The sequence below is a fragment of the Actinoplanes sp. NPDC049668 genome (assembly GCF_044465445.1).
Lineage (GTDB): Bacteria > Actinomycetota > Actinomycetes > Mycobacteriales > Micromonosporaceae > Actinoplanes.
Genome location: NZ_JBITLR010000001.1, coordinates 1,405,763 through 1,425,842, shown reverse-complemented (window position 1 = coordinate 1,425,842; position 20,080 = coordinate 1,405,763). Strand labels below are relative to the sequence as shown.

Genomic DNA, 20,080 nt, shown 5'->3' with positions numbered 1-20,080 from the left:
CTCGATCGGGCTGGCGTGGGGTCGTAGGCGTTTCGACGGGACGGGTGTGGATCGTCCGTTCGGATGATCATTCTTTCGTGTGGATCGATATAGGCTGCGCGCGTCGGTTACGTCTGTCGATACGACGTACGGCGCGTGCTCCATAAGGGACTGCGCGCGGCTCGGCGGATCACTAATATCCACGACAACTGATGTTCCATGGGGGAACCGTTGTATCGAGCCTTTTCCCGCCGGGTTCTCACCGCGCTGACCGCCTCGGCGGTTTTGGTCGCGGGCCTGGCGATGCCGGCGTACGCCGCCGACGAACCGTCCCTGGTCGCCGGCGCGACGCAGGAATTCAGCGCCGCGGTCGGCGAGGGTTTCGCCGCGACCCTGTCGGTCACCAACGCCGGTGACACGGCCGTCGACGGCGTCGCCATCCACTTCGCGCGCGCCAACGGCTTCGAGGCCACCGAGCAGTTCGCCAACTGCGTCTACGACTCCGGGCGGACGCTGGGCTGCACCTTCGACCAGACGCTGGAACCGGGTAAGTCGTACCGGGTGGTCATGCCCCTCCGGTCCGGCGCGGACGCGTACGCGCCCGGCTTCATGCTCGGCCAGTTCAAGTGGCAGACGTTGGCCGAGTATCAGCAGCCGGCCGGCACCGCCGGCGGCGGCGCCGAGCTGCGACTGCAGGAGGGCGACAAGCTCGGCGAGAACTCGCCGGCCGACCCCTGGCAGTACCTCGAGGTCACCATCACCGGAGACAACGGCGCGGACCTGGTCGCCGTCGGCGACGCGGTCAGCGGAACGGTCGGTCAGGTTGTGGAGGCCGAGGTCGGCGTGCACAACAACGGCCCGGCGACGCTGGACGGGTCCCTCTCCGGCCTGTCCCCCGGCTACGTCGCCGTCGTCGTTCCGGCCGGGACCTCGGTGGTCAGCGCGCCCGGCTGCACCAACTGGCCCGTGGGCTCGAAGCGGTACCAGTGCGAGACCGCGATCCGATTCAAGGTCGGCGCGACCAAGACCTGGACGTTCTCCCTGCGGATCGACAGCGTCGTCGCCGACGGCGCCGGGTCGGTCGAGGTGAACCCGGACTGCCGGTGCGAGCGTTTCCTCAACGACCTGGACAGGTCGAACAACAATTCGCCGCTGTCGGTGGCCGCGAGCGTGGACACGACCGCGCCGGTGATCGTGAGCACCGGCATCGCGGCGGACCGGCCGGCACGGGCGCTCATCGAGTTCTTTCCGACCGTGACCGACAACGTCCGGGCAACCCGGCTGGATGCGACCGTAGTTACGCCGGGCGAGTCCAACACCTGGGCCACCTGCAGACCAGATCCGAAGTCATCGCTTTGGTACTGCAAGGCGAACACCACATCCCGCCCCTGGAACGAGTTCGACGCCGAGATCACCCTGCGCGCGTTCGACGCGGCCGGTAACGCCAGCGATCCGGTCACCACTACGGTGCACGTTGACAACCTGCCGCCCAGGTTCGGCTTCGCCTCGGCGACCCGGACGCCGATCCGACCGGGCCCGGTCGCGATCGAGCTGACCGGCGTGCCCGGCGACGTGGTGACCGTCAAGGTGAGCGAAGGCACCGGCGGCGCCGTCCTGGCCACGCTCACCGAGGCGCCCTGGTCCTGGACCTGGAACGCCACGGTAGGGGCCACGCCGCCGTGTTTCCAGGCCGCGGACCGGGCCGGCAACCTGTGGAGCGGGTGCACGGAATACGTGGTCGACGACGCGAAGCCGATCATCGCGGAGGTGCGCTCCGCCAGCGACTACTCGTCGAGCCGGCTGGACAACGGCGGCGGCTGGGTCGGCGCGAACAGCCGGGTGGAGGCCACCGTCACCGACCAGTCGCCGATCGTGCGTACCGAATGGTGGGTGAACGGCTCCCTCGCCGCGACCTCGCCGCAGCTCCAGTGGGACACCCGGGCGATCGCGGCGCCCACCGCGAACCTGGAGCTCCGCGTCTGGGACGCCCTCGGCAACGTCGGGTCGAAGTCCTTCCCGGTCAACATCGACAAGGCGGCGCCGGCGGCGACCGTGTCCCCGGCCGAGAAGTCGCTCGTCCGCGGCACCACGTTCGTCACCTCGATCAAGGCAGCGGACCGCAACGGGGTCGCCTTCACCGGCATCGCCGGTGCGGACCACCTCGCCGGCCAGCGGACGAGCGTGCGGCTCAAGTCCGGCAAGGACGGCGCGCGGACGGTGACCTGGCAGGTCATCGACCAGCTCGGCAACTCCGCGTACGTCAAGCGGACCGTGACCGTCGACAACACGGCGCCCGCCGTGTCGTTCAAGAGCGCGCCGAAGAACAAGGCGAAGCTCGGCAAGACCGTCTCGCTGACCGCCAAGTCGAGCGACCGCAACGGCATCGCCAAGGTGCAGCTGCTGGTCAACGGCAAGGTGGTCGCCACCGACACCAGGGCGGCCTACGCCTTCAAGCTGAACCCGAAGAAGTACGGCAAGAAATTCACCGTGCAACTCCGCGCCTACGACAAGGCCGGGAACGTCAAGTACTCGACCAAGCGAACCTACCGCCGCTGAGAGGAATGCTGTGTACCTCAAACTCCGGCACACCGGACTGGTCACCGCGGCCGCACTCGCCGCCTCGCTGATCGCCGCCCCACCCGCGCTCGCCGCGGGCTCGGTGCCGAAGGTCTTCGCGGAAACCGAGGAGTTCTGGGTCGGCGGCGTCACGCCGGTGACCTTCCTTCCGGGGCAGGGCCAGGACCTGTCCGCCGTCACCAGCCTGACGCTGTTCGCCGACGGCACGGAGGTCGGCACCGACACCGCCGCGCCCTGGGGCATCGACTGGGACACCAGGGGCCTCGACGGACTGGTTGACCTGAGTACCCGGGCCACCACGGCCACCGGCTCGTCGACCACCGACGGCATGACGGTCCACGTCGACAACAACGCGCCGACCGGGCTGACCGTCCGCTTCCCGCGCAAGGACGGCTACATCGGCCAGGGCGGCGAACTCGCCGTCGACGCGGACGACGACGTCTTCGTCCTCGGCTCCGAGCTGATCGTCGGCGGCGTGGTGGTCTCGTCGAAGGACCTCACCGGCGGCGGCAACCTCGATCTGGGCTGGAACGCCAAGCTCCCGAACGGCAAGACCGACATGACGGTCCGGGTACGGGACAAGGTGGGCAACGTGACGGCGCTGACCAGGACGGTCACCGTCGACAACGACCGGCCGGTGATCACCGGCAGCACCACCGCGGGCGGCGCGGTCCGGGGCAGCTTCAAGGTCTCCCTGACCGGCTTCAAGGACGCCAGCCCGTTCGTCGCCTTCGAGGCCCTGCTGGACAGCCCGCTGCAACAGCGGATCTACGGCTCGAACTCCCGCACGGTCACCATCGACAGCCGGGACGTGCCGGACGGGAAGTACACGCTCGGCTGGCGCGCCATCGACGCGGCCGGCAACGAGCGGGTCGTGCGGCGGCCCCTCATCGTGGACAACAAGGTGCCGACGGTGTCGATCGCCAAGGCGCCGAAGAACAAGGCGAAGGTCAAGAAGAAGTTCACGGTCACCGCCAAGGCGAGCGACACGTACGGGATCGCCAAGGTGCAGTTGCTGGTCAACGGCAAGGTCGTGGCGACCGACACCAAGGCCGGTTACTCGTTCACGGTGAACCCGAAGAAGTACGGCAAGAAGTTCACCGTGCGGGTGCGGGCGTACGACAAGGCCGGCAACGTCAAGTACAGCTCCACCCGTACCTATCGGCGTTGACCTTCGCCCTGCGGGTCGTACCGGCAGGTGGAGCCGGTGTGGACGGTGCGGTCCAGGTGGTCGCCGAGGTCGGGATGGACCTCGGCGATGCGGCGGATGGCGTCGCGCAGTCGGGCCGTGACGGCCTTGCGGGCGCGCTCGGCGGCGCTCGGCCCCAGCGGCCGGGAGGCCCCGCCGGGCCGGGTGGCCCGGCGCAGCTCCGCGAGCAGCTGTTCCCGTTCGTCGGTGGCGCGCCGGCGGCGGGCCTCGTCGCTCAGGGCCTGCGCGGTGTCCAGCTCCTCGGCGAGCTCGGCCAGCCGCTGCCGGTACTCCTGCAGCGCCCGCCGGTCGAGCACCGGGTCCTGGCCGCTCGATTCCGCCGGGTACGCCCGGTTGGCCAGCTGCACCGCGGGCACGGCCGCACCGGGCCGGTCGAGCAGGGTCGCCAGGTCGTGCAGGCCCTTGGCGTCGCGGAGATAGGCGGTGTGCCCCCGGAAGCCGGCCGTCCAGAGATCGCCGGAGCGGCGCAGCGTGACCGGCCCGTCCGCGAGCGGCAGCCCGGCCAGCGCCGCCCGGGTCTCGGCCTCCCAAGCCTGCGCGCCGAGCTGCCGGTGCACCTCCAGCGCCCGGCGCAGCCACCGGTCGGCCGCCGGCTGGTCGCCGAGCGCCGCATACAGCAGCCCGACCCGGTGTGCGTGTGCGCCCATGAAACAGACCAGGGCGGCGTTGACCGCGCAGGTCTCCGCGTGCGGGAGCAGGTCGTCCAGCAGCCGCGCGCAGAGCGGCCGGTCGGCCAGGGCGATCGCGGCGGTCGCCAGCTCGCCGACGAACACCGACCAGAGGTACGAGCGGTCGGTCCGCCAGTCCTCCAGGGCCAGCACGGTGTCCACCTCGCGGCGGGCGGCGCCGAGGTCACCGGCCCGGGCGAAGAAGCCGGCGGCGACGGCGTGCGCGTGCGCCGGTGCGCCGATCCACCAGTCGACGGCGGCCGCGGCGGTCGCCCGTAGCTCGGCCGGGTCGGCCCGGCACCGGGTGATCTCCAGCCGCTGCGACATCCGCACGTTTCCGGTGTCGCCGTCGCCTACCGCCTCGCCCAGTGCGGCGGCCTCGTCCGCGAGCCGCTCGCCGCGGTCGATGTCGCCGTCGAGCAGGGCCAGCGCCGCGTCGCGGATCCGCAGGTTGTAGGTCTGGCGCGGCTGGCGCAGTTGCTCGGTGATGTAGCGGTACTGGCTCAGCGTCGCCCGGAACGCCGCCGAACCCGACTCCAGCTGCGCGGTCGCCGTGAGCAGCAGCGCCTGCGCGTGCCGCTCCTGGTCGCCGGTGCGCCGGGCCAGCTCCGCGATCTCCGTCGCGATCGCCTGCCGCGGGCCGGCCGTCCCGGCGGTCCAGAGCGTGTCGTGCTGCGCGAGCAGGCAGTTGGCGAGGGTGGCCGGGTCGTCCAGGCCGCGGGCGATCGCCACCGCCCGCTCGGCCAGCGGACCCGCCTGCCGACGATCCATCGAGACGGAATGCTGCAGCTGCCGGGCGATCGCCGCGGTCACCTGCGCCTCGGTCGAGCTGCCCGCGCCGGCCAGCGCGGACCGGGCGGTCTCCAGCACGGCGATCAGGTCGGTCCGCGGCATCGCGAACCGTGCGCCGATCCGGTCCAGGCCAAGGGCGACCGCGCCGAGCAGGGCGGCGTCACCGGTCGGCGTCGCCCGCGCCCAGGCGGTGTCCAGCAGCGCCCGCGCCGTACCGGCGTCACCGCCGCGCAGCCGCAGGTCGGCCTCCTCGGTGAGCAGCAGGACCAGCTCGGCGGCGGTGAGGCGGTCGCCGGCGTCGGTGACGGCCGCCCGCGCCCGGGCCAGCTGCCCGGCGGCGTCGGTGAACGCGTACCCGGCCCGGTCGGCGTCGGCGGCGGCCCGCGCCCAGCTCAGCGCCGGTCCGGCGCCGGCCAGCGGTACGGCCGCGGCGAAGTGCCGGGCCAGGTCCGCCGGGAACACCTGGCTGCCCCGCTCGTACCGGTGCGCCAGCGCGACCGCCGTCCGGTGGTGCAGCTCCAACCGGCGGGCCGGCGGCAGGGCGGCGAGGATCGTCTCGCGGTACAGGTCGTGTGCGAACTTGGGGCCCGCCGACATCAGCACGCCGGCGGCGGCCGCGCGGTCGATCAGCTCGAACACCGTGGTCGGCGGTGACCCGGTCACCTCGGCGAGCACGTCGGGCAGCAGCACCGAGCCGCCGACCGCCGCCGCGTCCAGCAGCTCCGCGCACGCCGCCGGCAGACGGGCCAGCCGGCTGCCGATCGCCTCGCGGACCGCGACCGGCACCGCGGCGCGCCAGGCGTCGTCGCCGCCGGCGGCGAGCAGCCGGCACAACTCCCCGGCGAAGAAAGGGTGCCCGCCGCTGCGCTCGTACACCGGTCCGGCCCAGTCCGCCGCCGCCGAGTCCCCGGCGATCGTGCGGACCAGGTCGGTGACGTCCGCGGGCGGCAGCCCGCCGAGCGGCACCAGCTCGGCGGCGTTGGAGAGCTCGGCCAGTGCCGCCGCGACGACGTCGCGCGCCTCACCCGGCCGGTACGCGCCGACCAGAACCACCCCACCGGTACGCGGCTGGTGCGCCAGGAACCGCAGCAGGTCGACCGTCGACCGGTCGGCCCACTGCAGGTCATCGAGGAGGACGACCACCGGCTCGGCGGCGCCGGCCAGGCCGAGCAGGCGACCGACCGCGTCGAAGATCTGGAACTGCCCGGCATCGGCCGCGGCCTCGACCGGCGACGCGGCGGCCGGCGCCGGCAGGATCGCGGCCAGCGCCGGATCCAGGTCGGTGCGCAGGCCGTCGTGCCGGTCCAGCAACGTGCGCAGCGCCTGCGTCCACGGCCACCAGGCGGGTGCCTGATCGCCGTCCCAGCACGTGCCCCACACCACCGTCGCGCCGCGGGCCGTCGCGTCCGCGGCGTACCGGGTCAGCAGCGCGGTCTTCCCGATCCCCGCCTGGCCGGTGACCAGGACCAGGCCGGGCCGGCGCCCGGCCGGGCCGGCCGATGCCGCAGCCGCCTGGTGGACCGCGCTGAGCCGGGCCAGCGGCTCGGTCCGGCCGACGAAGAGAACCACCCGGGGATTGTCACCCTGCCAGCCGGTTTCTGGCGGCTCGCCAGGCCCGTTCTGGCGCGGTACGGGTGTCATCCCACCGACAACACCGGAGGTACCCATGGCCACCACGTTCGACCCGCGGCAGTACAAGGAGACCACCCGCGCCCAGTGGCAGGACGCGGCCGAGGCCTGGCACCGCTGGGGGCCGACCATCGAACGCTGGCTCGGCCCGGCCACCGAGCGGATGCTCGACGCCGCCGGCGTGACCAAGGGCAGCCGGGTGCTGGACATCGCCGCGGGCGCTGGCGGGCAGACCCTCGCCGCCGCACACCGGGCCGGCCCCGACGGCGAGGTGCTGGCCACCGACATCGCCCCGGCGATCCTGGAGTACGCCGCCAAGGCCGCGACCGACGCCGGCCTCGGCAACGTCACCACCGCCGAACGCGACGGCGAACGGCTCGGCCTCGACGGCGCCGACTTCGACGCGGCCGTCTCCCGCGTCGGGCTCATCTACTTCCCGGACCAGCAGGCGGCCCTGTCCGGCATCCGCGCGGCGCTGCGGCCCGGCGGCAAGTTCTCCTCGGTCGTCTACTCCACCGCCGACCGCAACGGCTTCTTCGCCATCCCGGTCGGCATCATCCGCCGCCGGGCACAGCTGCCGCCGCCTCTTCCGGGCCAGCCCGGCCCGTTCAGCCTGGGCGCGCCGGGCGCGGCCGAGCAGGCGTTCGGCGCGGCCGGGTTCCGGGACGTCACGGTCGAGGCGGTGCCGTCGCCGGTGACGATGGCGAGCGCCGCCGAGTGCGTACGCTTCGAACGCGATTCGTTCGGCGCACTGCACCAGATGCTCGGCGGCCTGGAGGTCGCGGAGCGGGAGGCCGCCTGGGCCGAGATCGAGCAGGCACTCGGCCAGTTCGAGGGACCAACCGGATTCACCGGCCCCTGCGAAATGCTGGTCGTCACCGGAACCCGCTGATCGCAGGGCACACCGCCGGGCCATCCACTCGCGGGCGGCCCGGCGCGTGGGTCAACTGCAGCTTGGGGCGCCGGCCGGGTGTCGATGGCCTATCGTCGCTGCCGTGGGTGAGCGGAGCAAAGAGGTGGGCGCCGCCGTGCAGGTGGCGGGCGTGTGGTTCATCGTGGCCGGACTGCTGGTCGGTCTCGTGGCCGCGAGCAGGCCGCACGTCGGGTATCTGGCCGTCGCCGGTCTGCTCGTGTTCGTCGGGGTGGGGCTGCGTATCGAGGCCGCCATTCGCGACATCGGCGGGAGAACGCGGCGACCGAGCTCGGCCGGTGGTTGATTACGCGGTGACGATCGAGGCGAGGTTGCGGGAGCTCGCGGTTCGCACTCGCGATGCGCTGGCTCGTCAGGTGGAGGCCCGGCGCCTGGAACTGAACGGCGACGACACCAGCCATCAGGAGCTGTATCGAATTCTCGGGGTGCCGGCCGCCGAGTGCGCGAAGATCGACCTGTACCAGAACGTCGGCCGATTCGTGTACAAGTACGCGGGTGCGCTCCTGGAGGCGGCGACGCAGATCTGCCTGTCGGAGGTCGGCGACGGGTCCCGGCTGCTGCTACCGAACACGGTCTCCAGCAGCCCGGCACAGTTCGAGATCGACTGCTACACCAAGGTCGACAACAAGGCGCACGAGATCAAATGGCGTGACGCCACGACCGATGGCGACCACATCAGGAAAGAGCACAACAAGATCCTGGCGATCGTCGGTGCGGGATACGTGCCGGTTCGGATCATGTATTACCTGCCGGTCCGGGCGCAGGCTCTTCGGATTCAGCAGCGCATCATCGCCGAGTTTCGCGCCCGCGGCGAGGCGTATGTCGGCGACGACGCGTGGTCCTACGTCAAGGCCTACTCCGGCGTGGACCTGCGAGCCGAGTTGCTCAAGCTCGACGCGCCACACATCGGCTGGTCGAACTTCCTCGAATAGCACGGATGGCATGGCATGGTCATCGATGTTAGGCTCCCTCGCCCCCGATAGCTGCCTCCCTTCCCAGGGGCATGGGGATCCGGGGGACACGGGGAGTACACATCATGCACCGCACCCTCCGGACGCTGCTGTCCGCGGCCGCTGCCGCGTTGAGCGCCAGCACGGCTCTCGTCGGCTTGACCGCCAGCCCAGCTCTGGCCGAGAACTACGACACCCTTTCGCCGACCGCGTGGGCATACACCGACAAGGCGCAGCCCTCCACACCGGACACGAACCCGTCCGGTGACTACCTCATCGGTAGCAAGGAGGACCCGTCGGGCCTCACGCACACCGGTCGTGCGTACTTCACTTTCGACCTGACGCCGTTGAAGGGCCAGGTCCTGCACCGGGTGACCTTCTTCACCTACGAGCGTACGGTCAACGACTGCTCGCAGGTCGCGCCGATCGAGGTGTGGCGGACCAGGCCGGTCACCACCGCCACCACGTGGCAGCACCCGCCGAAGGAACTCGAGTTGCTGGGTGAGCGGTCCCACGGCAACGGCGTGATCTGCCCGGGCGCGTACGTGCAGATCGACATGATCCCCGCGGTGCAGGCGGCGCTCGGCCGCGGCGAGAAGACCGTCACGGTCGAGGTACGCGTCAAAGCCGGCAGCGAGGGCGACGCCAGGATCGGCCGGACGATGAGTCAGGCGCGGATGAGCTACGCCGCCAACCACGCGCCCAAGGTCAGCGGGCTGAAGCTGAAGTACCCGGACGCGGGCTGCGGGACGATCGACAAGCACCCGTCGGCCGGTCTGCGGATGCAGGCCCAGGCCACCGTCACGGACGCCGACCCGCAGGACCGCCCCCAAGTCTGGTACGCGTACTGGCCGGTCGACCGCCCGGATCAGCGCACGGAGACCCAGGGCCCGAGCCTGGGCGGTGGGATCGCGGACGGCACCGTCGTCGCCTGGACGGCGCAGGGCCGCGACAACGACGACGCCGGGCCGTGGGGCAGGACCTGCTATTTCACCGTCGACACCACGGCGCCCAAGACCAAGCCGATCGTGTTCTCCAAGAAGTACCCCAGCGTTGACTACCCGGGTACCGGCGGTCCGGGCGTGCCCGGCACCTTCGTGTTCGACGCGGCCGGCGACACCGAGATCACCGGCTTCGAATGGAATCAGAACGACGGCCGCCTGGGTGAGCGCGTGGTCGCCAACCACCGCGGTGGCAGGGCGAAGGTCACCATCACCCCGCGCTACTGGGGTCCGGGCTCGCTCAAGGTCGCCGCGGTGGACGCCGCCGGCAACCGAGGTGAGTGGACCGAATACCAGTACATGGTTCGCAACACCGCGCCGTCCGCCGAGATCGAGATGAACGGGGTGGGCCTGACCAGCCACATCAAGCTCTACTCGCGGGCGGCCGAGGTCACCGAGTTCGGGTACGCGATCGACGGCGGCCCGGAGACCCGGGTGCCGGCGGTCGACGGCCGGGGCGAGGGTGATCTGGTGTTCGACAGCGTCGGCAGCAAGGCGGTGGTGTCGCGCGCGTACGCGGGCCGGAAGATGATCGGCTCGGACACCGTGCAGATCGGGGTCAGCGACGCGCCGAAGGTCAGTTCCGCCGAGTTCGCCTGGCCGAACTCGCCGGTCGCCGGCCACCCCGGCTCGTTCACGTTCGCCCCGCGGACCACCGACGTGCAGTCCTACCGCTACGACTTCGGCGACGGCGACCAGAAGGAGATCGACGCCGGTCCGGACGGAAGCGCCGTGCTGCCGTGGACGCCGGAGGCGGGCGGCTACTACACGATCACCGTGTACTCGGTGGACGGGCGGGGCAACCAGTCGCGGCCGACCCAGGTGTCGTTCTCCGTCGTAGACACGCATCCCCGCGTCTACGTGCACACCTCCGACCCGCAGGTCGGCGACCCGGTCAGCGTGAGCGCCTGGTCGGATCTGCCGAACGCGGTGGCCATCGTCTACAGCTTCGACGGCGGCCCGGAGCAGACTCTCGACGCGCCGTGGGTGGACTTCGAGGTGGTGCCGACCCGCGCCGGGGACAACACGATCAAGGTGTGGGCGAGGCTGGACGACGGGACGCTCACCCCGCCGACCACGTCCGTCGTCCACGTCAACTCCGCTCCGCGGATCACCTCGCGGGGCCCGTTCGGTGAAGACGCGGTGATGGGGCGGCCGGTGACGATCACCCTCACCGCGACGCAGGAAGGCGCGACCACGCTCCGGTACTCGGTCGGCAACCAGTACGACGGCGAGGAAGACCCGGTGCGGACCGTCCCGGTCGGTGCGGACGGCACGGCGACCATCTCCTACGACGTGCCCGAGGGCCGGGGCGGCGACTGGGCCGACGTCTTGATCATCGCGACCAGCCTGACCGCCGACGGCACCGAATCCGACACCAAGTCCGTGTCGCTCAACCTGCGGAACCCGCGCGTCGAGGTCACCAACCCGTGGCCGGCGGACTCCGGCGATCCGCAGGGCGGCGTCGGGGTGCCCGGTCAGTTCGGATTCTCCGCGTACGACCTCAACGACGAGACCACCAAGTACCTGTGGCACGTCAACGACGGTCCGGTGCAGGAGTCGGCCCGCGACTCGGCGGCGTGGGAGACCACCGTCTCGTACACCCCGGACCGGGCCGGCGCCAACACGCTCTACGTCCAGCGTGAGTTCATCGACGGGTCGCTGTCTCCGCTGGAGACGATCCGGTTCGAGGTCGGGGAGCGGGCGCTGGTGCGCTAGCGAGAAGAGGGGGCCGGCGGTGTGCCGGCCCCCTCTCACATCTCGATGTCCGGGCCGAACCCGTAGGTCGAGCAGGCGACCCCGCGTCCGCCCCGGTGAATCCCGGCGGCGGGGTACGGGATCGTGTCGGCCGGCAGGTCGTGCGGGTCGGCCCAGACGAGCTCGGAGCACTTGCCGGGTTCTGCGTTGTGCGGCTCGCCGGTCCAGGCGGACGCGGCGAAGAAGAAGCCGATCCGATCGGTGCCGACCTCGCCCGCGTGGTGCATCACGTGCAGGAACCGCAGGTCGCCGGGGGCGACGTCGATGCCGGTCTCCTCGCGGGCCTCCCGGATCACACCGTCGATGATCGATTCGCCGGGCTCGAGGTGGCCGGACGGCAGGTGGAGCAGGCCGTCGCCGTAGCCGGTGTTGGCCCGCCGCAGCAGCAGGATCCGGCGCGGGTCGCCGCGGTGGACGACGAGGTGCAGGTCGACGATGCTGCGGTGCCGGTCCGGGCCGGTGGCGGGTCGTCGGCTGGAGTGATTTCGCACCCGGTGACCGTATGCTCCGAGGGCGTCCACATGGGGGGGAAACATGAGCGAGGCAACCGTTGACCAGCTTGCCGATGTCGTCGAGCGGACCGGCCGCCTGATCTCCGGCATCACCCCGGATCAATGGACCGATCCGACGCCCTGCGCGGAGTGGGACGTCCGCGCCCTGGTCGATCACCTCGTCCGCGGCAATGCGCTGTTCGCGGCGGCCTTGTCGGGGCAGGGTGGGCAGCCGGACGACTACGCGGACAGCGCCGAGCGACTGCTCGCCGCGTTCCGAGCGCCGGGCGCGCTGGAGCGGGTCGTCGAGATACCGTTCGGCCGGGTGCCCGGCGCGGTCGCGCTGAACCTGCGGATCGCCGACGTGATGGTGCACGGCTGGGACCTCGCCCGCGCCACCGGCCGGCACGCCGACTTCCCCGAGGACGTGGTGGAGCAGACCCTCGCGTTCAGCCTGGCCGCGATGCGGGCGGTGCGGTCGGACCGCAGCCCGTTCGCGCCGCCGCAGCCGGTCGACGACGACGCGCCCGCCCTGGACCGGCTGGCCGCCTACCTGGGTCGCAAGGTCAGCTAAGGCGGTTTAAAATCGGACTAAGCGGGCACAAAACCTAGGTCAGCTCTCATCCCTCCGGAGTCCGACGAGGCAAGGGAGAGGCGGATGACCACGTGGACGACGGCCGGCCGGATCGCGGCGGCGGGCGTGGAGCTCGACGGAGATCTGCGGCTGCCCGACGGTGCCGGCGGGCTGGTGCTGTTCGCGCACGGGAGCGGCAGTTCGCGGCACAGTCCGCGCAACCGGGCCGTCGCCGAGGCGCTGAACGACAGGGGCCTCGCGACGCTGCTGGTCGACCTGCTCACCGGCGCGGAGGAGGAGGACGACGCGCGTACCCGGCGGTTGCGCTTCGATATCGGGCTGCTCGCCGACCGCCTGGTCGGGATCGTCGACTGGCTGCGGACCCGGCCCGGTACCGCGGCGCTGCCGGTCGGCCTGTTCGGTGCGAGCACGGGGGCGGCCGCGGCGCTGGTCGCCGCCGCCGCGCGGCCCGACGCGATCCGTGCGGTGGTGTCCCGCGGCGGCCGTCCCGACCTCGCCGGCCCGGCCCTGGCCGAGGTCGAGGCGCCGACGCTGCTGATCGTCGGTGAGCGCGACGCGGAGGTCCGCGATCTCAACGAGCGGGCCCGCAACTACCTGCGGGCGCCGACCGAACTGCGGATCATCCCGACCGCCACGCACCTGTTCGAGGAGCCGGGCGCGTTGGAGCAGGTCGCCGAGCAGGCCGGGCGCTGGTTCGGCGACTACCTGCTCCGCGACCGCCGGACGCCGGCGACGGGGGCGCAGCGATGATCTTCGCGAATCGGGACGCGGCGGGCCGGGCGCTCGCCGAGGAGGTCGCGCGGCAGGTGCCGGCCGACGCCGGCCCGCCGGTGGTGCTGGCGCTGCCGCGGGGCGGTGTTCCGGTCGCCGTGCCGGTCGCCGAGCGGCTCGGCGCCGACCTGGACCTGGTGATCGCCCGCAAGATCGGCGCTCCCGGCCATAGCGAGTACGGCGTCGGCGCGATCGCCGAGGACGGCCCGCCGATCTTCGACCGGTCCATCCTGGGGTACCTCGGCCTGACCGAGGACGACCTGGCCGACACCGTCGCCGCCGAGCGCGCCGAGCTGGCCCGGCGCACCGACCGCTACCGGGCCGGCCGGGCGGCGCCGGACGTGACGGGCCGCAGCGTCGTGGTGGTCGACGACGGCCTGGCCACCGGCGTCACCGCGCGGGCCGCGATCGGCTGGCTGCGCGGGCGGCACCCGTACCGGCTGGTGCTGGCCGTGCCGGTGTGCTCCCGGGAGGCTCGCGACCTGCTCGCCGGCGACGCCGACGCGGTGGTCTGCCTGCACGCGCCGGAACACTTCTCCGCCGTCGGGCAGTGGTACGACGACTTCGGCCAACTCGACGACGCCGACGTCGAACGGGCGCTGCTCCGGGCGACGCGCTCCATGCAAGTTGCGAAAGGGCGTAACCGGTAAGAGTGGCGGCGGTCGCCCATGAGCCTTGCCGTTTCACGTTGTCGCCCTGCGCTCGGCGGCGGCAGCCTACTTTAGATCCATAAATGCCGCGAAAGCCCCTGTGGAGGATCCGTGTATGTCCGACTCTGTGCCGCCACGCTGCTAGCCGCCGCGACGCTTTCCACCCCCGCCGCGGCCGCCGCCGTCCAGGACTGGGCGCAGCCCGGCTACGGCGCCGGGAACACGTACTACAACCCGGGCGAGTCGGTGATCAACGTCGGCAGCGTCAACTCCGTCGGGCTCCGCTGGACGTCGGCGTTGGCGACCTCGGAGCAGTGGTCGTGCTCGGGTCCGTCGGAACCGCTGGTCTCCGGTGGCCGGGTATTCGTGACGGACGGCAAGGGCATCGCCGCGTACCAGGCCGCGACGGGCAGGCTGTCCTGGCGACACACCTGGGCGAACCCGGAGGACGAGAGCACGCCGCGCCTCGCCGTGGCCGGCGGGCTGCTGCTCGCGGCGAACCACGGCTGCCAGTCGCAGAGCGACCCGAACGGCGCGATCATGGCACTGAACCTGGTCACCGGCCGGCAGGCCTGGCGCACGATCACCACCATTCCGCTGGCATCGCTGGTCGTCGACAAGGGGACCGCGGTGGTGTCCGGCGCGTCGGCGTCCGACACCCCGCAGGTGATCGGCGTCCGGGCGAGCGACGGCGCGAGACGCTGGAGCCTGGACGACTTCCGGTCGTCGGGAGTGTCGGCGGGCGGACGGGTGCTGGTCGGCAGCACCTCGGGCACGGAGACCCGGGCGGTGTCGGCGACGACGGGCGGAACACTGTGGAGCAGGCCGACCGCCTGGAACGCGGAGGCGGCGAACCCGGCCGGTGACCGCTTCTACGCCACCGGCGCTGGTGGCGCGCTGGTCTGCGTCAGCTCGGCCGACGGCTCGGTGCAGTGGACGGCGGCGAAGGGCGCGAGCACCCAGGTCGCGGCCGACGGCCGGCGGGTGTACCGAGTGGACACCAACGGGATCGAGGCATTGAACGCCCGAACCGGCAGGCACGCCTGGGCGGCGCGCTTGGGGGCCGGCACCGGGCAGCCGGTCCGGGCCGGTGGGCTGCTCTACACGGCCGTCGGCGGGGGCAAGCCACTGGGGATCGTCAACGCGGCGAACGGAGCGGTGGCCTCGTCCGGCAAGCAGATCGGCACCCTGGAGCGGGGCAATGTCGTCGTCACGGCCGGCTGGATCTATCTGACCAGGGGAAACGCCGTCTTCGGGTACGCGCGCTGAGTCGGACTCGGCGTCCGATAGCGTGATCGGCGTTGGAGTCACACGCGGCTAAGGGGAACTCGTGGAGCTGTTGCACTCGGGGAAGGTCCGGGAGGTCTACGCCGACGGCGACGACATCCTGCTCGTCGCCTCTGATCGGGTCTCGATCTACGACGTGGTTCTGCCCACCGCGATCCCCGACAAGGGGAAGATCCTCACCCAGCTCTCGCTGTGGTGGTTCGACCAGCTCTCCGACGTCGTGCCGAACCACGTGATCTCCGCCACCGATGTTCCCGCGGAGTGGGCCGGGCGGGCGGTCCGCTGCGAGCGCCTCGAGATGGTCATGGTGGAGTGCATCGCCCGCGGTTATCTGGCCGGCTCGGGGCTCAAGGAGTACGAGAAGGACGGCGCCGTTTCCGGCGTGGTGCTCGAGCCCGGACTGATCGAGGGGTCCCGGCTCGCCGAGCCCGTGTTCACCCCGACCACGAAGGTCGCACCGGGTGAGGGGCACGACGAGTTCATCACCTACGGCGACGTCGAGGCGTCGGTCGGGCCGGACGTCGCGGCCGAGCTGCGGCGGATCACCCTCGAGGTGTACCGGCGGGGCTCCGAGATCGCCGCCGCCAAGGGGATCATCATCGCCGACACGAAGATCGAGCTCGGGGTGTCCGGCGGGGCCCTGAAGCTCGGCGACGAGCTGCTGACCCCGGACTCGTCGCGGTTCTGGGCGGCCGACGAGTGGCAGCCCGGCGGGACGCAGCGGTACCTAGACAAGCAGTTCCTGCGGGACTGGTCGTCCTCATTGACCGGATGGGATCGCACCGCGCCCGGACCGGAGATCCCGGACGAGGTCGTCGAGGCGACCCGAAACCGGTATGTCGAGGTCTACGAGCGGCTCACCGGAGACCGCTGGCGCTAGCCGTCAGCTTGCCAGCGTCTCGGACTCGCTCGGCCGGGGCCAGGCCGCCTTGCTGCCGCAGCTTTCGCAGCTCAACTGGTCTCCGCAGTGTGCGCACCAGTCGTTGGTGCGGCGCAGATACCAGCCGAGTGCCACGCCCGCGAGCAGGCTGGCCAGTCCGATCAGGGCGGCGAGGGCGACGGCCCCTGTCACGGGGTCGGACCGCCCATGGCGAACGCGCCGTCGTGGCCGATGCGCGGCCGGCGCATCGCCAGCTTGTTGGTGTCGCCGCGGTCGAGGGCGGGATCCTCGTCGGCGCGGGACGTCACGTGGGAGGCCGTGAAGGTGTCCACCCCGGTGCCGCGGTGGGAGCCGGGCCGGTAGGTGACCGTGACGGCGCGGGGTGAGGCCGCCTCGATCACGCCGGCGCGCCAGCCGTCGCGGTAGACCCAGACGGGGTCGGCCTTCTGGTAGCTGTCGGCCGGCGCCACGTCGGCCGGATCACGTTGCAGCGGGGCGATGGACGGGGTCGACATCGAGAGCCTCCTGGTTCCTGGGACTCGGGTCGTCGGACGGGCCGTGGCGACTGCCGGCGCGCGAACCGAGCGCGCTGCTGAATGGTTCAAAGATTCAGCACGCTCCGTCAGCACCCTGGCAACCGCCTGTCAGATATCATGCTCGGGATCCAGTGCGTCCGCAAGGCCGTCTGCACGTGCATCCGGCACGTGCGGGTGGTGGGGGTGTCCGATCGATCGGTTTCCCGGCGAACGATCTCCCCCTTAGGATGCTCTGGGGCGAAGGGGCTGCAACTTGCATCCCAGAGGCCGACCGATAGGAGCAAGGTGAGCGCCGGTACGCAGGAGGAGTCGCCGAACAGCGGCCCCACCGTGCTGCGCATCCTGCTCGGTGCCCAGCTGAGGCGGCTGCGCGAGGGCAAGGGCATCAGCCGGGAGGACGCGGGTTACGAGATCCGCGCATCGGGTTCGAAGATCAGCCGGATGGAGCTGGGCCGCGTCAGCTTCAAGGAGCGCGACGTCGCCGACCTGCTGAGCATGTACGGCGTGCGGGACCTCGCCGAGCGCGAGGCGCTGCTGGGCCTGGCCCGGCAGGCCAACAACCCCGGCTGGTGGCACCACTACGGCGACATCCTGCCGCCCTGGTTCCAGTCCTATCTGGGCCTCGAGGCCGCCGCGACACTGATCCGGACGTACGAGATCCAGTTCGTGCCGGGCCTGCTGCAGACGCCGGAGTACGCCAGGGCCGTCATCCTGCTCGGCCACGCGGGCGCGAACGCCGACGAGATCGATCGCCGGGTCGAGCTCCGCCGGCAGCGTCAGCAGATCCTGAACCGGCTCGAGCCGCCGCAGCTGTGGGCGGTCATCGACGAGGCGGTGCTGCGCCGGCCCATCGGCGGCCCCGACGTCATGCGCGCCCAGATCGAGACGCTCATCGAGGCGGCGAAGAAGCCGAACGTGCGGCTGCAGATCATTCCGTTCAACGCGGGCGGCCACGCCGCGGCGGGCGGACCGTTCGCGATCCTGCGGTTCCCGGAGCCGGAGCTGCCCGACGTGGTCTACGTCGAGCAGCTCACTAGCGCCATCTATCTGGACAAGCGCGACGACGTCGACCACTACGCGATCGCCATGGAACGCGTCTGCATCGACGCGGAGCCGCCGAACCACACCCAGGAGATCCTGGGCAAGCTGCTTCACGAGGTGGGCAGGCTCGCCTGACCATCCGGTCGCTGCTTCATCACTTTGAGTGAGTCACCCGCCCGGGTGACTCAGCGAAGCAGGTTGTCGAAGTCCCCATCGCGGACGCCGCCGAGGAAGGCCTCGATCTCCGCGGCGGTGTAGATGAGCGCGGCGCCCTCCGGGTCACGCGAATTCCGCATGGCGATGCTGCCGTCCGGGAGTGCGGCGCACTCGACACAGTTGCCGCTGGGGTTGCTCCGGCCGCTCTTCTGCCAGGTCACGCCCACCAACTTGCCGGCGGGCATGCCATTAACAATGCGCGTCATTACTTGGCTCCCTAACGGTTGACCGGTCGCGGGGACCGGCGATGTGTGTCACGCCGGCTACCTGCTGTGCAAATGCACGTGCATTCGGCCTTGCGTTCTCACATGATTGTGAGCATGATAACGCACGAGCCCCACTGAAAGTGGGTCACGGAGGGTGACATCTTTGAGTGACGGGTCGGTGGCGGAAATGCCTATACGACCCGTACCCGAGCGGGAGGAAGACGCATGACGGTCCCGAACGCCGGCCCGCACCAATCCGAGACGGCCGAACGTGGAAACCTCGCCTACCGGGACGAACTCCCGTCGTCGGGCATGGAGGCCGCCTCGACCCGCGCCACCACCGTGACCCAGCGTTTCGGCGGGGTCCGCTATGCATTGACCCGATCGGACAGTATTTCCCCGGTCGACGGGGACCCAAACGACGGCGGTGATCCCGACGCGAATCACTGAGCACGTCCACTGCGCCCGCCGGCGGCGCGCCGGGGCGGCGCCCGGCCGCAAGGCCTGGTCGGCGGCCGCCCCGATCATCCGCAGTGGACGCCTCCAGCCGGCCGTTCCCCGCTGGCCGGTGCACGTCTTCGCCGAGGCGGACTACTGCTACGGGATCGGGCCGTTGACGTTGCGGGTCGACCGGGTCGAATGGGCGAAGCCGATCCCTTACGAGGGCGACACCTGGCTCGAGGTCGAGGGCATGGTGATCGACCAGGCGGGCCGGGAGCGCGCCCGCCGGCAGGTGCTGGTCCGGGCCGGCCGGCTGCCCCATCCGCCATCGAGGAAGCGGCCGCGACTGCGGCCCTGAGGCCTTACCCGGAGCGACGCCGGTCGACGGCGTCGCTCCAAGCGCGCGCGCAGCACCGCGCGTCGCCCGACTCCGGCCGGGCGGTCCGGTTCCCCCGTGCCGGATCGCCCGGCCGGTTAGGGTGAGCGACCCTCCATGGTCGACGCCCAGCCGGCGCGTCCTTTCCGGCGATTGGCGGGGAAAACAGAAACGCCGCCCCAACCCGAACGGGTGAGGCGGCGTCGCCGGTGGCTCACGGTTTGCGGGCCACGCCCGCCCAGTAGTAGGCCGCCTCGGGGTTCTCGACCGGCTCGTCGGGGCGCCAGCTCGACACCGGAACCAGGCCCGGGTCGAGCATCTCCCAGTCGCCGAAGAAGCGCTGGACCTCCGCGCGGGTGCGGGCCACCAGCGTCATGCCCGCGCCGGTCGCCGCCGCGACGGCCTGGTCCATCTCCGCCGGGTTGAAGTCGGCCGTCGGGTGGGTGATCGCCAGCAGGCTGCCCGACGGCATCGCGTCGCGCAGCTGCGCCACCAGCGCCCAGGGGTCGTCCGCGTCCGACAACAGCATCAGGATCGCGATCATGGTCAGGCCGACCGGCTGGGTCAGGTCCAGCGTCTCCGCCAGCACCTGATCGCGCAGGATCGACTGCGGCTCACGCAGGTCCGCCGAGATGTACTCGCTGCGGCCCTCCTCCGAGCTGATCATCAGGGCGCGGGCGTGCACCAGGACGATCGGGTCGTTGTCGACGTAGACGACCCGAGCCTCGGGGGCGAGCTCCTGGGCGATCTCGTGCAGGTTCGGCCGGGTCGGGATGCCGGTGCCGATGTCGAGGAACTGGCGGACACCCTCCTTGGCGACCAGGTCGCGGGCCGCGCGGTGCACGAACTTGCGGTTCTCGCCGGCCATGTAGCGCATGCCCGGGATGGCCTGCATGATCGCCTCGGCGACGGCCCGGTCGACCGCGAAGTTGTCCTTGCCGCCCAGCCAGTAGTCGTACATCCGTGCCGAGTGCGGCACGTTGATGTTGACGCCGGGCGGCGCCACTTCGGCCGGCGAATTGGCACCGCTGTCCTGCGTCACGACCGCCTCCTGATCTAGGCCACCCCTGGCCGTGAAGAGTCTTCAGGTGGCCA

General features: G+C 71.5%; 20 protein-coding genes. 14 read left to right on the top strand and 6 right to left on the bottom strand.

From position 1 onward, the window contains the following. Positions 1 to 198 precede the first annotated feature (198 nt). Both ACIBSW_RS06665 and ACIBSW_RS06660 read left to right on the top strand, forming a co-directional pair. Complete coding sequence (locus ACIBSW_RS06665; protein ID WP_404799235.1) at positions 199 to 2,535, top strand: Ig-like domain-containing protein; 2,337 nt, start codon at positions 199 to 201, stop codon at positions 2,533 to 2,535. Between the two features lie 10 nt (positions 2,536 to 2,545). Beyond that, on the top strand, positions 2,546 to 3,727 hold the full coding sequence (locus tag ACIBSW_RS06660; RefSeq protein ID WP_354718552.1) for an Ig-like domain-containing protein: 1,182 nt from the start codon (positions 2,546 to 2,548) through the stop codon (positions 3,725 to 3,727). Here the strand turns inward: ACIBSW_RS06660 and ACIBSW_RS06655 are convergent. Continuing rightward, positions 3,715 to 6,795 carry an AAA family ATPase gene (locus ACIBSW_RS06655; RefSeq protein WP_354718550.1) on the bottom strand — a complete coding sequence of 1,027 codons (3,081 nt, stop codon included), beginning with the start codon at positions 6,793 to 6,795 and terminating at the stop codon, positions 3,715 to 3,717. The two genes, ACIBSW_RS06660 and ACIBSW_RS06655, sit on opposite strands and share 13 nt — an antisense overlap. A gap of 97 nt (positions 6,796 to 6,892) precedes the next feature. Between ACIBSW_RS06655 and ACIBSW_RS06650 the strand changes: the two genes are divergently transcribed. From ACIBSW_RS06650 to ACIBSW_RS06635, 4 genes are all read left to right on the top strand, one after another. Then, the gene (locus ACIBSW_RS06650) at positions 6,893 to 7,747 is read left to right on the top strand and encodes a class I SAM-dependent methyltransferase (RefSeq protein ID WP_354718548.1); all 855 of its coding nucleotides are present in this window, start codon (positions 6,893 to 6,895) and stop codon (positions 7,745 to 7,747) included. A gap of 103 nt (positions 7,748 to 7,850) precedes the next feature. Beyond that, positions 7,851 to 8,072: a hypothetical protein gene (locus ACIBSW_RS06645; protein ID WP_354718546.1), complete on the top strand. Its 222-nt coding sequence runs from the start codon at positions 7,851 to 7,853 to the stop codon at positions 8,070 to 8,072. After that, the gene (locus ACIBSW_RS06640) at positions 8,065 to 8,718 is read left to right on the top strand and encodes an ApaLI family restriction endonuclease (protein WP_354718544.1); all 654 of its coding nucleotides are present in this window, start codon (positions 8,065 to 8,067) and stop codon (positions 8,716 to 8,718) included. The genes ACIBSW_RS06645 and ACIBSW_RS06640 overlap by 8 nt, the downstream gene beginning before the upstream one ends. 104 nt (positions 8,719 to 8,822) lie before the next feature. Continuing rightward, the gene (locus ACIBSW_RS06635) at positions 8,823 to 11,456 is read left to right on the top strand and encodes a hypothetical protein (RefSeq protein WP_354718542.1); all 2,634 of its coding nucleotides are present in this window, start codon (positions 8,823 to 8,825) and stop codon (positions 11,454 to 11,456) included. A 35-nt stretch (positions 11,457 to 11,491) separates the two neighbouring features. On the opposite strand, the gene ACIBSW_RS06630 is transcribed toward ACIBSW_RS06635, so the two are convergent. Beyond that, on the bottom strand, positions 11,492 to 11,986 hold the full coding sequence (locus tag ACIBSW_RS06630) for an NUDIX domain-containing protein (RefSeq protein ID WP_354718540.1): 495 nt from the start codon (positions 11,984 to 11,986) through the stop codon (positions 11,492 to 11,494). 43 nt (positions 11,987 to 12,029) lie between these two features. Here ACIBSW_RS06630 and ACIBSW_RS06625 point away from each other — a divergent pair, with 43 nt between their 5' ends. From ACIBSW_RS06625 to ACIBSW_RS06605, 5 genes are all read left to right on the top strand, one after another. Next, a complete protein-coding gene (locus ACIBSW_RS06625) occupies positions 12,030 to 12,560 on the top strand; it encodes a TIGR03086 family metal-binding protein (RefSeq protein WP_354718538.1) in 531 nt (176 codons plus the stop codon). Positions 12,561 to 12,644: 84 nt separating this feature from the next. Then, positions 12,645 to 13,331: an alpha/beta family hydrolase gene (locus ACIBSW_RS06620; RefSeq protein WP_354718536.1), complete on the top strand. Its 687-nt coding sequence runs from the start codon at positions 12,645 to 12,647 to the stop codon at positions 13,329 to 13,331. Beyond that, complete coding sequence (locus ACIBSW_RS06615; RefSeq protein WP_354718535.1) at positions 13,328 to 14,002, top strand: phosphoribosyltransferase family protein; 675 nt, start codon at positions 13,328 to 13,330, stop codon at positions 14,000 to 14,002. The genes ACIBSW_RS06620 and ACIBSW_RS06615 overlap by 4 nt, the downstream gene beginning before the upstream one ends. A 111-nt stretch (positions 14,003 to 14,113) precedes the next feature. After that, positions 14,114 to 15,271, top strand: coding sequence for a PQQ-binding-like beta-propeller repeat protein (locus ACIBSW_RS06610; RefSeq protein WP_354718533.1), 1,158 nt, complete (start codon positions 14,114 to 14,116; stop codon positions 15,269 to 15,271). A gap of 61 nt (positions 15,272 to 15,332) precedes the next feature. After that, the gene (locus ACIBSW_RS06605) at positions 15,333 to 16,169 is read left to right on the top strand and encodes a phosphoribosylaminoimidazolesuccinocarboxamide synthase (RefSeq protein WP_354718531.1); all 837 of its coding nucleotides are present in this window, start codon (positions 15,333 to 15,335) and stop codon (positions 16,167 to 16,169) included. 3 nt (positions 16,170 to 16,172) lie between these two features. On the opposite strand, the gene ACIBSW_RS06600 is transcribed toward ACIBSW_RS06605, so the two are convergent. Together ACIBSW_RS06600 and ACIBSW_RS06595 are read right to left on the bottom strand one after the other, a co-directional pair. Further along, on the bottom strand, positions 16,173 to 16,361 hold the full coding sequence (locus tag ACIBSW_RS06600) for a hypothetical protein (protein ID WP_184998459.1): 189 nt from the start codon (positions 16,359 to 16,361) through the stop codon (positions 16,173 to 16,175). Next, the gene (locus tag ACIBSW_RS06595) at positions 16,358 to 16,684 is read right to left on the bottom strand and encodes a hypothetical protein (RefSeq protein ID WP_354718529.1); all 327 of its coding nucleotides are present in this window, start codon (positions 16,682 to 16,684) and stop codon (positions 16,358 to 16,360) included. Before ACIBSW_RS06595 ends, ACIBSW_RS06600 begins: the two co-directional genes overlap by 4 nt. A 306-nt stretch (positions 16,685 to 16,990) precedes the next feature. Here ACIBSW_RS06595 and ACIBSW_RS06590 point away from each other — a divergent pair, with 306 nt between their 5' ends. Further along, positions 16,991 to 17,881, top strand: a complete 891-nt coding sequence (locus ACIBSW_RS06590; RefSeq protein WP_354718527.1) for a helix-turn-helix transcriptional regulator — start codon at positions 16,991 to 16,993, stop codon at positions 17,879 to 17,881. Between the two features lie 50 nt (positions 17,882 to 17,931). Here the strand turns inward: ACIBSW_RS06590 and ACIBSW_RS06585 are convergent, their stop codons facing one another. Next, positions 17,932 to 18,168, bottom strand: a complete 237-nt coding sequence (locus tag ACIBSW_RS06585; RefSeq protein ID WP_354718525.1) for a DUF397 domain-containing protein — start codon at positions 18,166 to 18,168, stop codon at positions 17,932 to 17,934. Positions 18,169 to 18,393: 225 nt separating this feature from the next. On the opposite strand from ACIBSW_RS06585, the gene ACIBSW_RS06580 reads away from it, so the two are divergent. Together ACIBSW_RS06580 and ACIBSW_RS06575 are read left to right on the top strand one after the other, a co-directional pair. Then, on the top strand, positions 18,394 to 18,618 hold the full coding sequence (locus ACIBSW_RS06580) for a hypothetical protein (RefSeq protein ID WP_354718523.1): 225 nt from the start codon (positions 18,394 to 18,396) through the stop codon (positions 18,616 to 18,618). Continuing rightward, positions 18,596 to 18,967 carry a hypothetical protein gene (locus tag ACIBSW_RS06575; protein WP_354718522.1) on the top strand — a complete coding sequence of 124 codons (372 nt, stop codon included), beginning with the start codon at positions 18,596 to 18,598 and terminating at the stop codon, positions 18,965 to 18,967. The genes ACIBSW_RS06580 and ACIBSW_RS06575 overlap by 23 nt, the downstream gene beginning before the upstream one ends. A 232-nt stretch (positions 18,968 to 19,199) precedes the next feature. Here ACIBSW_RS06575 and ACIBSW_RS06570 read toward each other — a convergent pair whose 3' ends face one another. Then, complete coding sequence (locus tag ACIBSW_RS06570) at positions 19,200 to 19,991, bottom strand: SAM-dependent methyltransferase (protein ID WP_354718702.1); 792 nt, start codon at positions 19,989 to 19,991, stop codon at positions 19,200 to 19,202. Between the last annotated feature and the right edge of the window lie 89 nt (positions 19,992 to 20,080).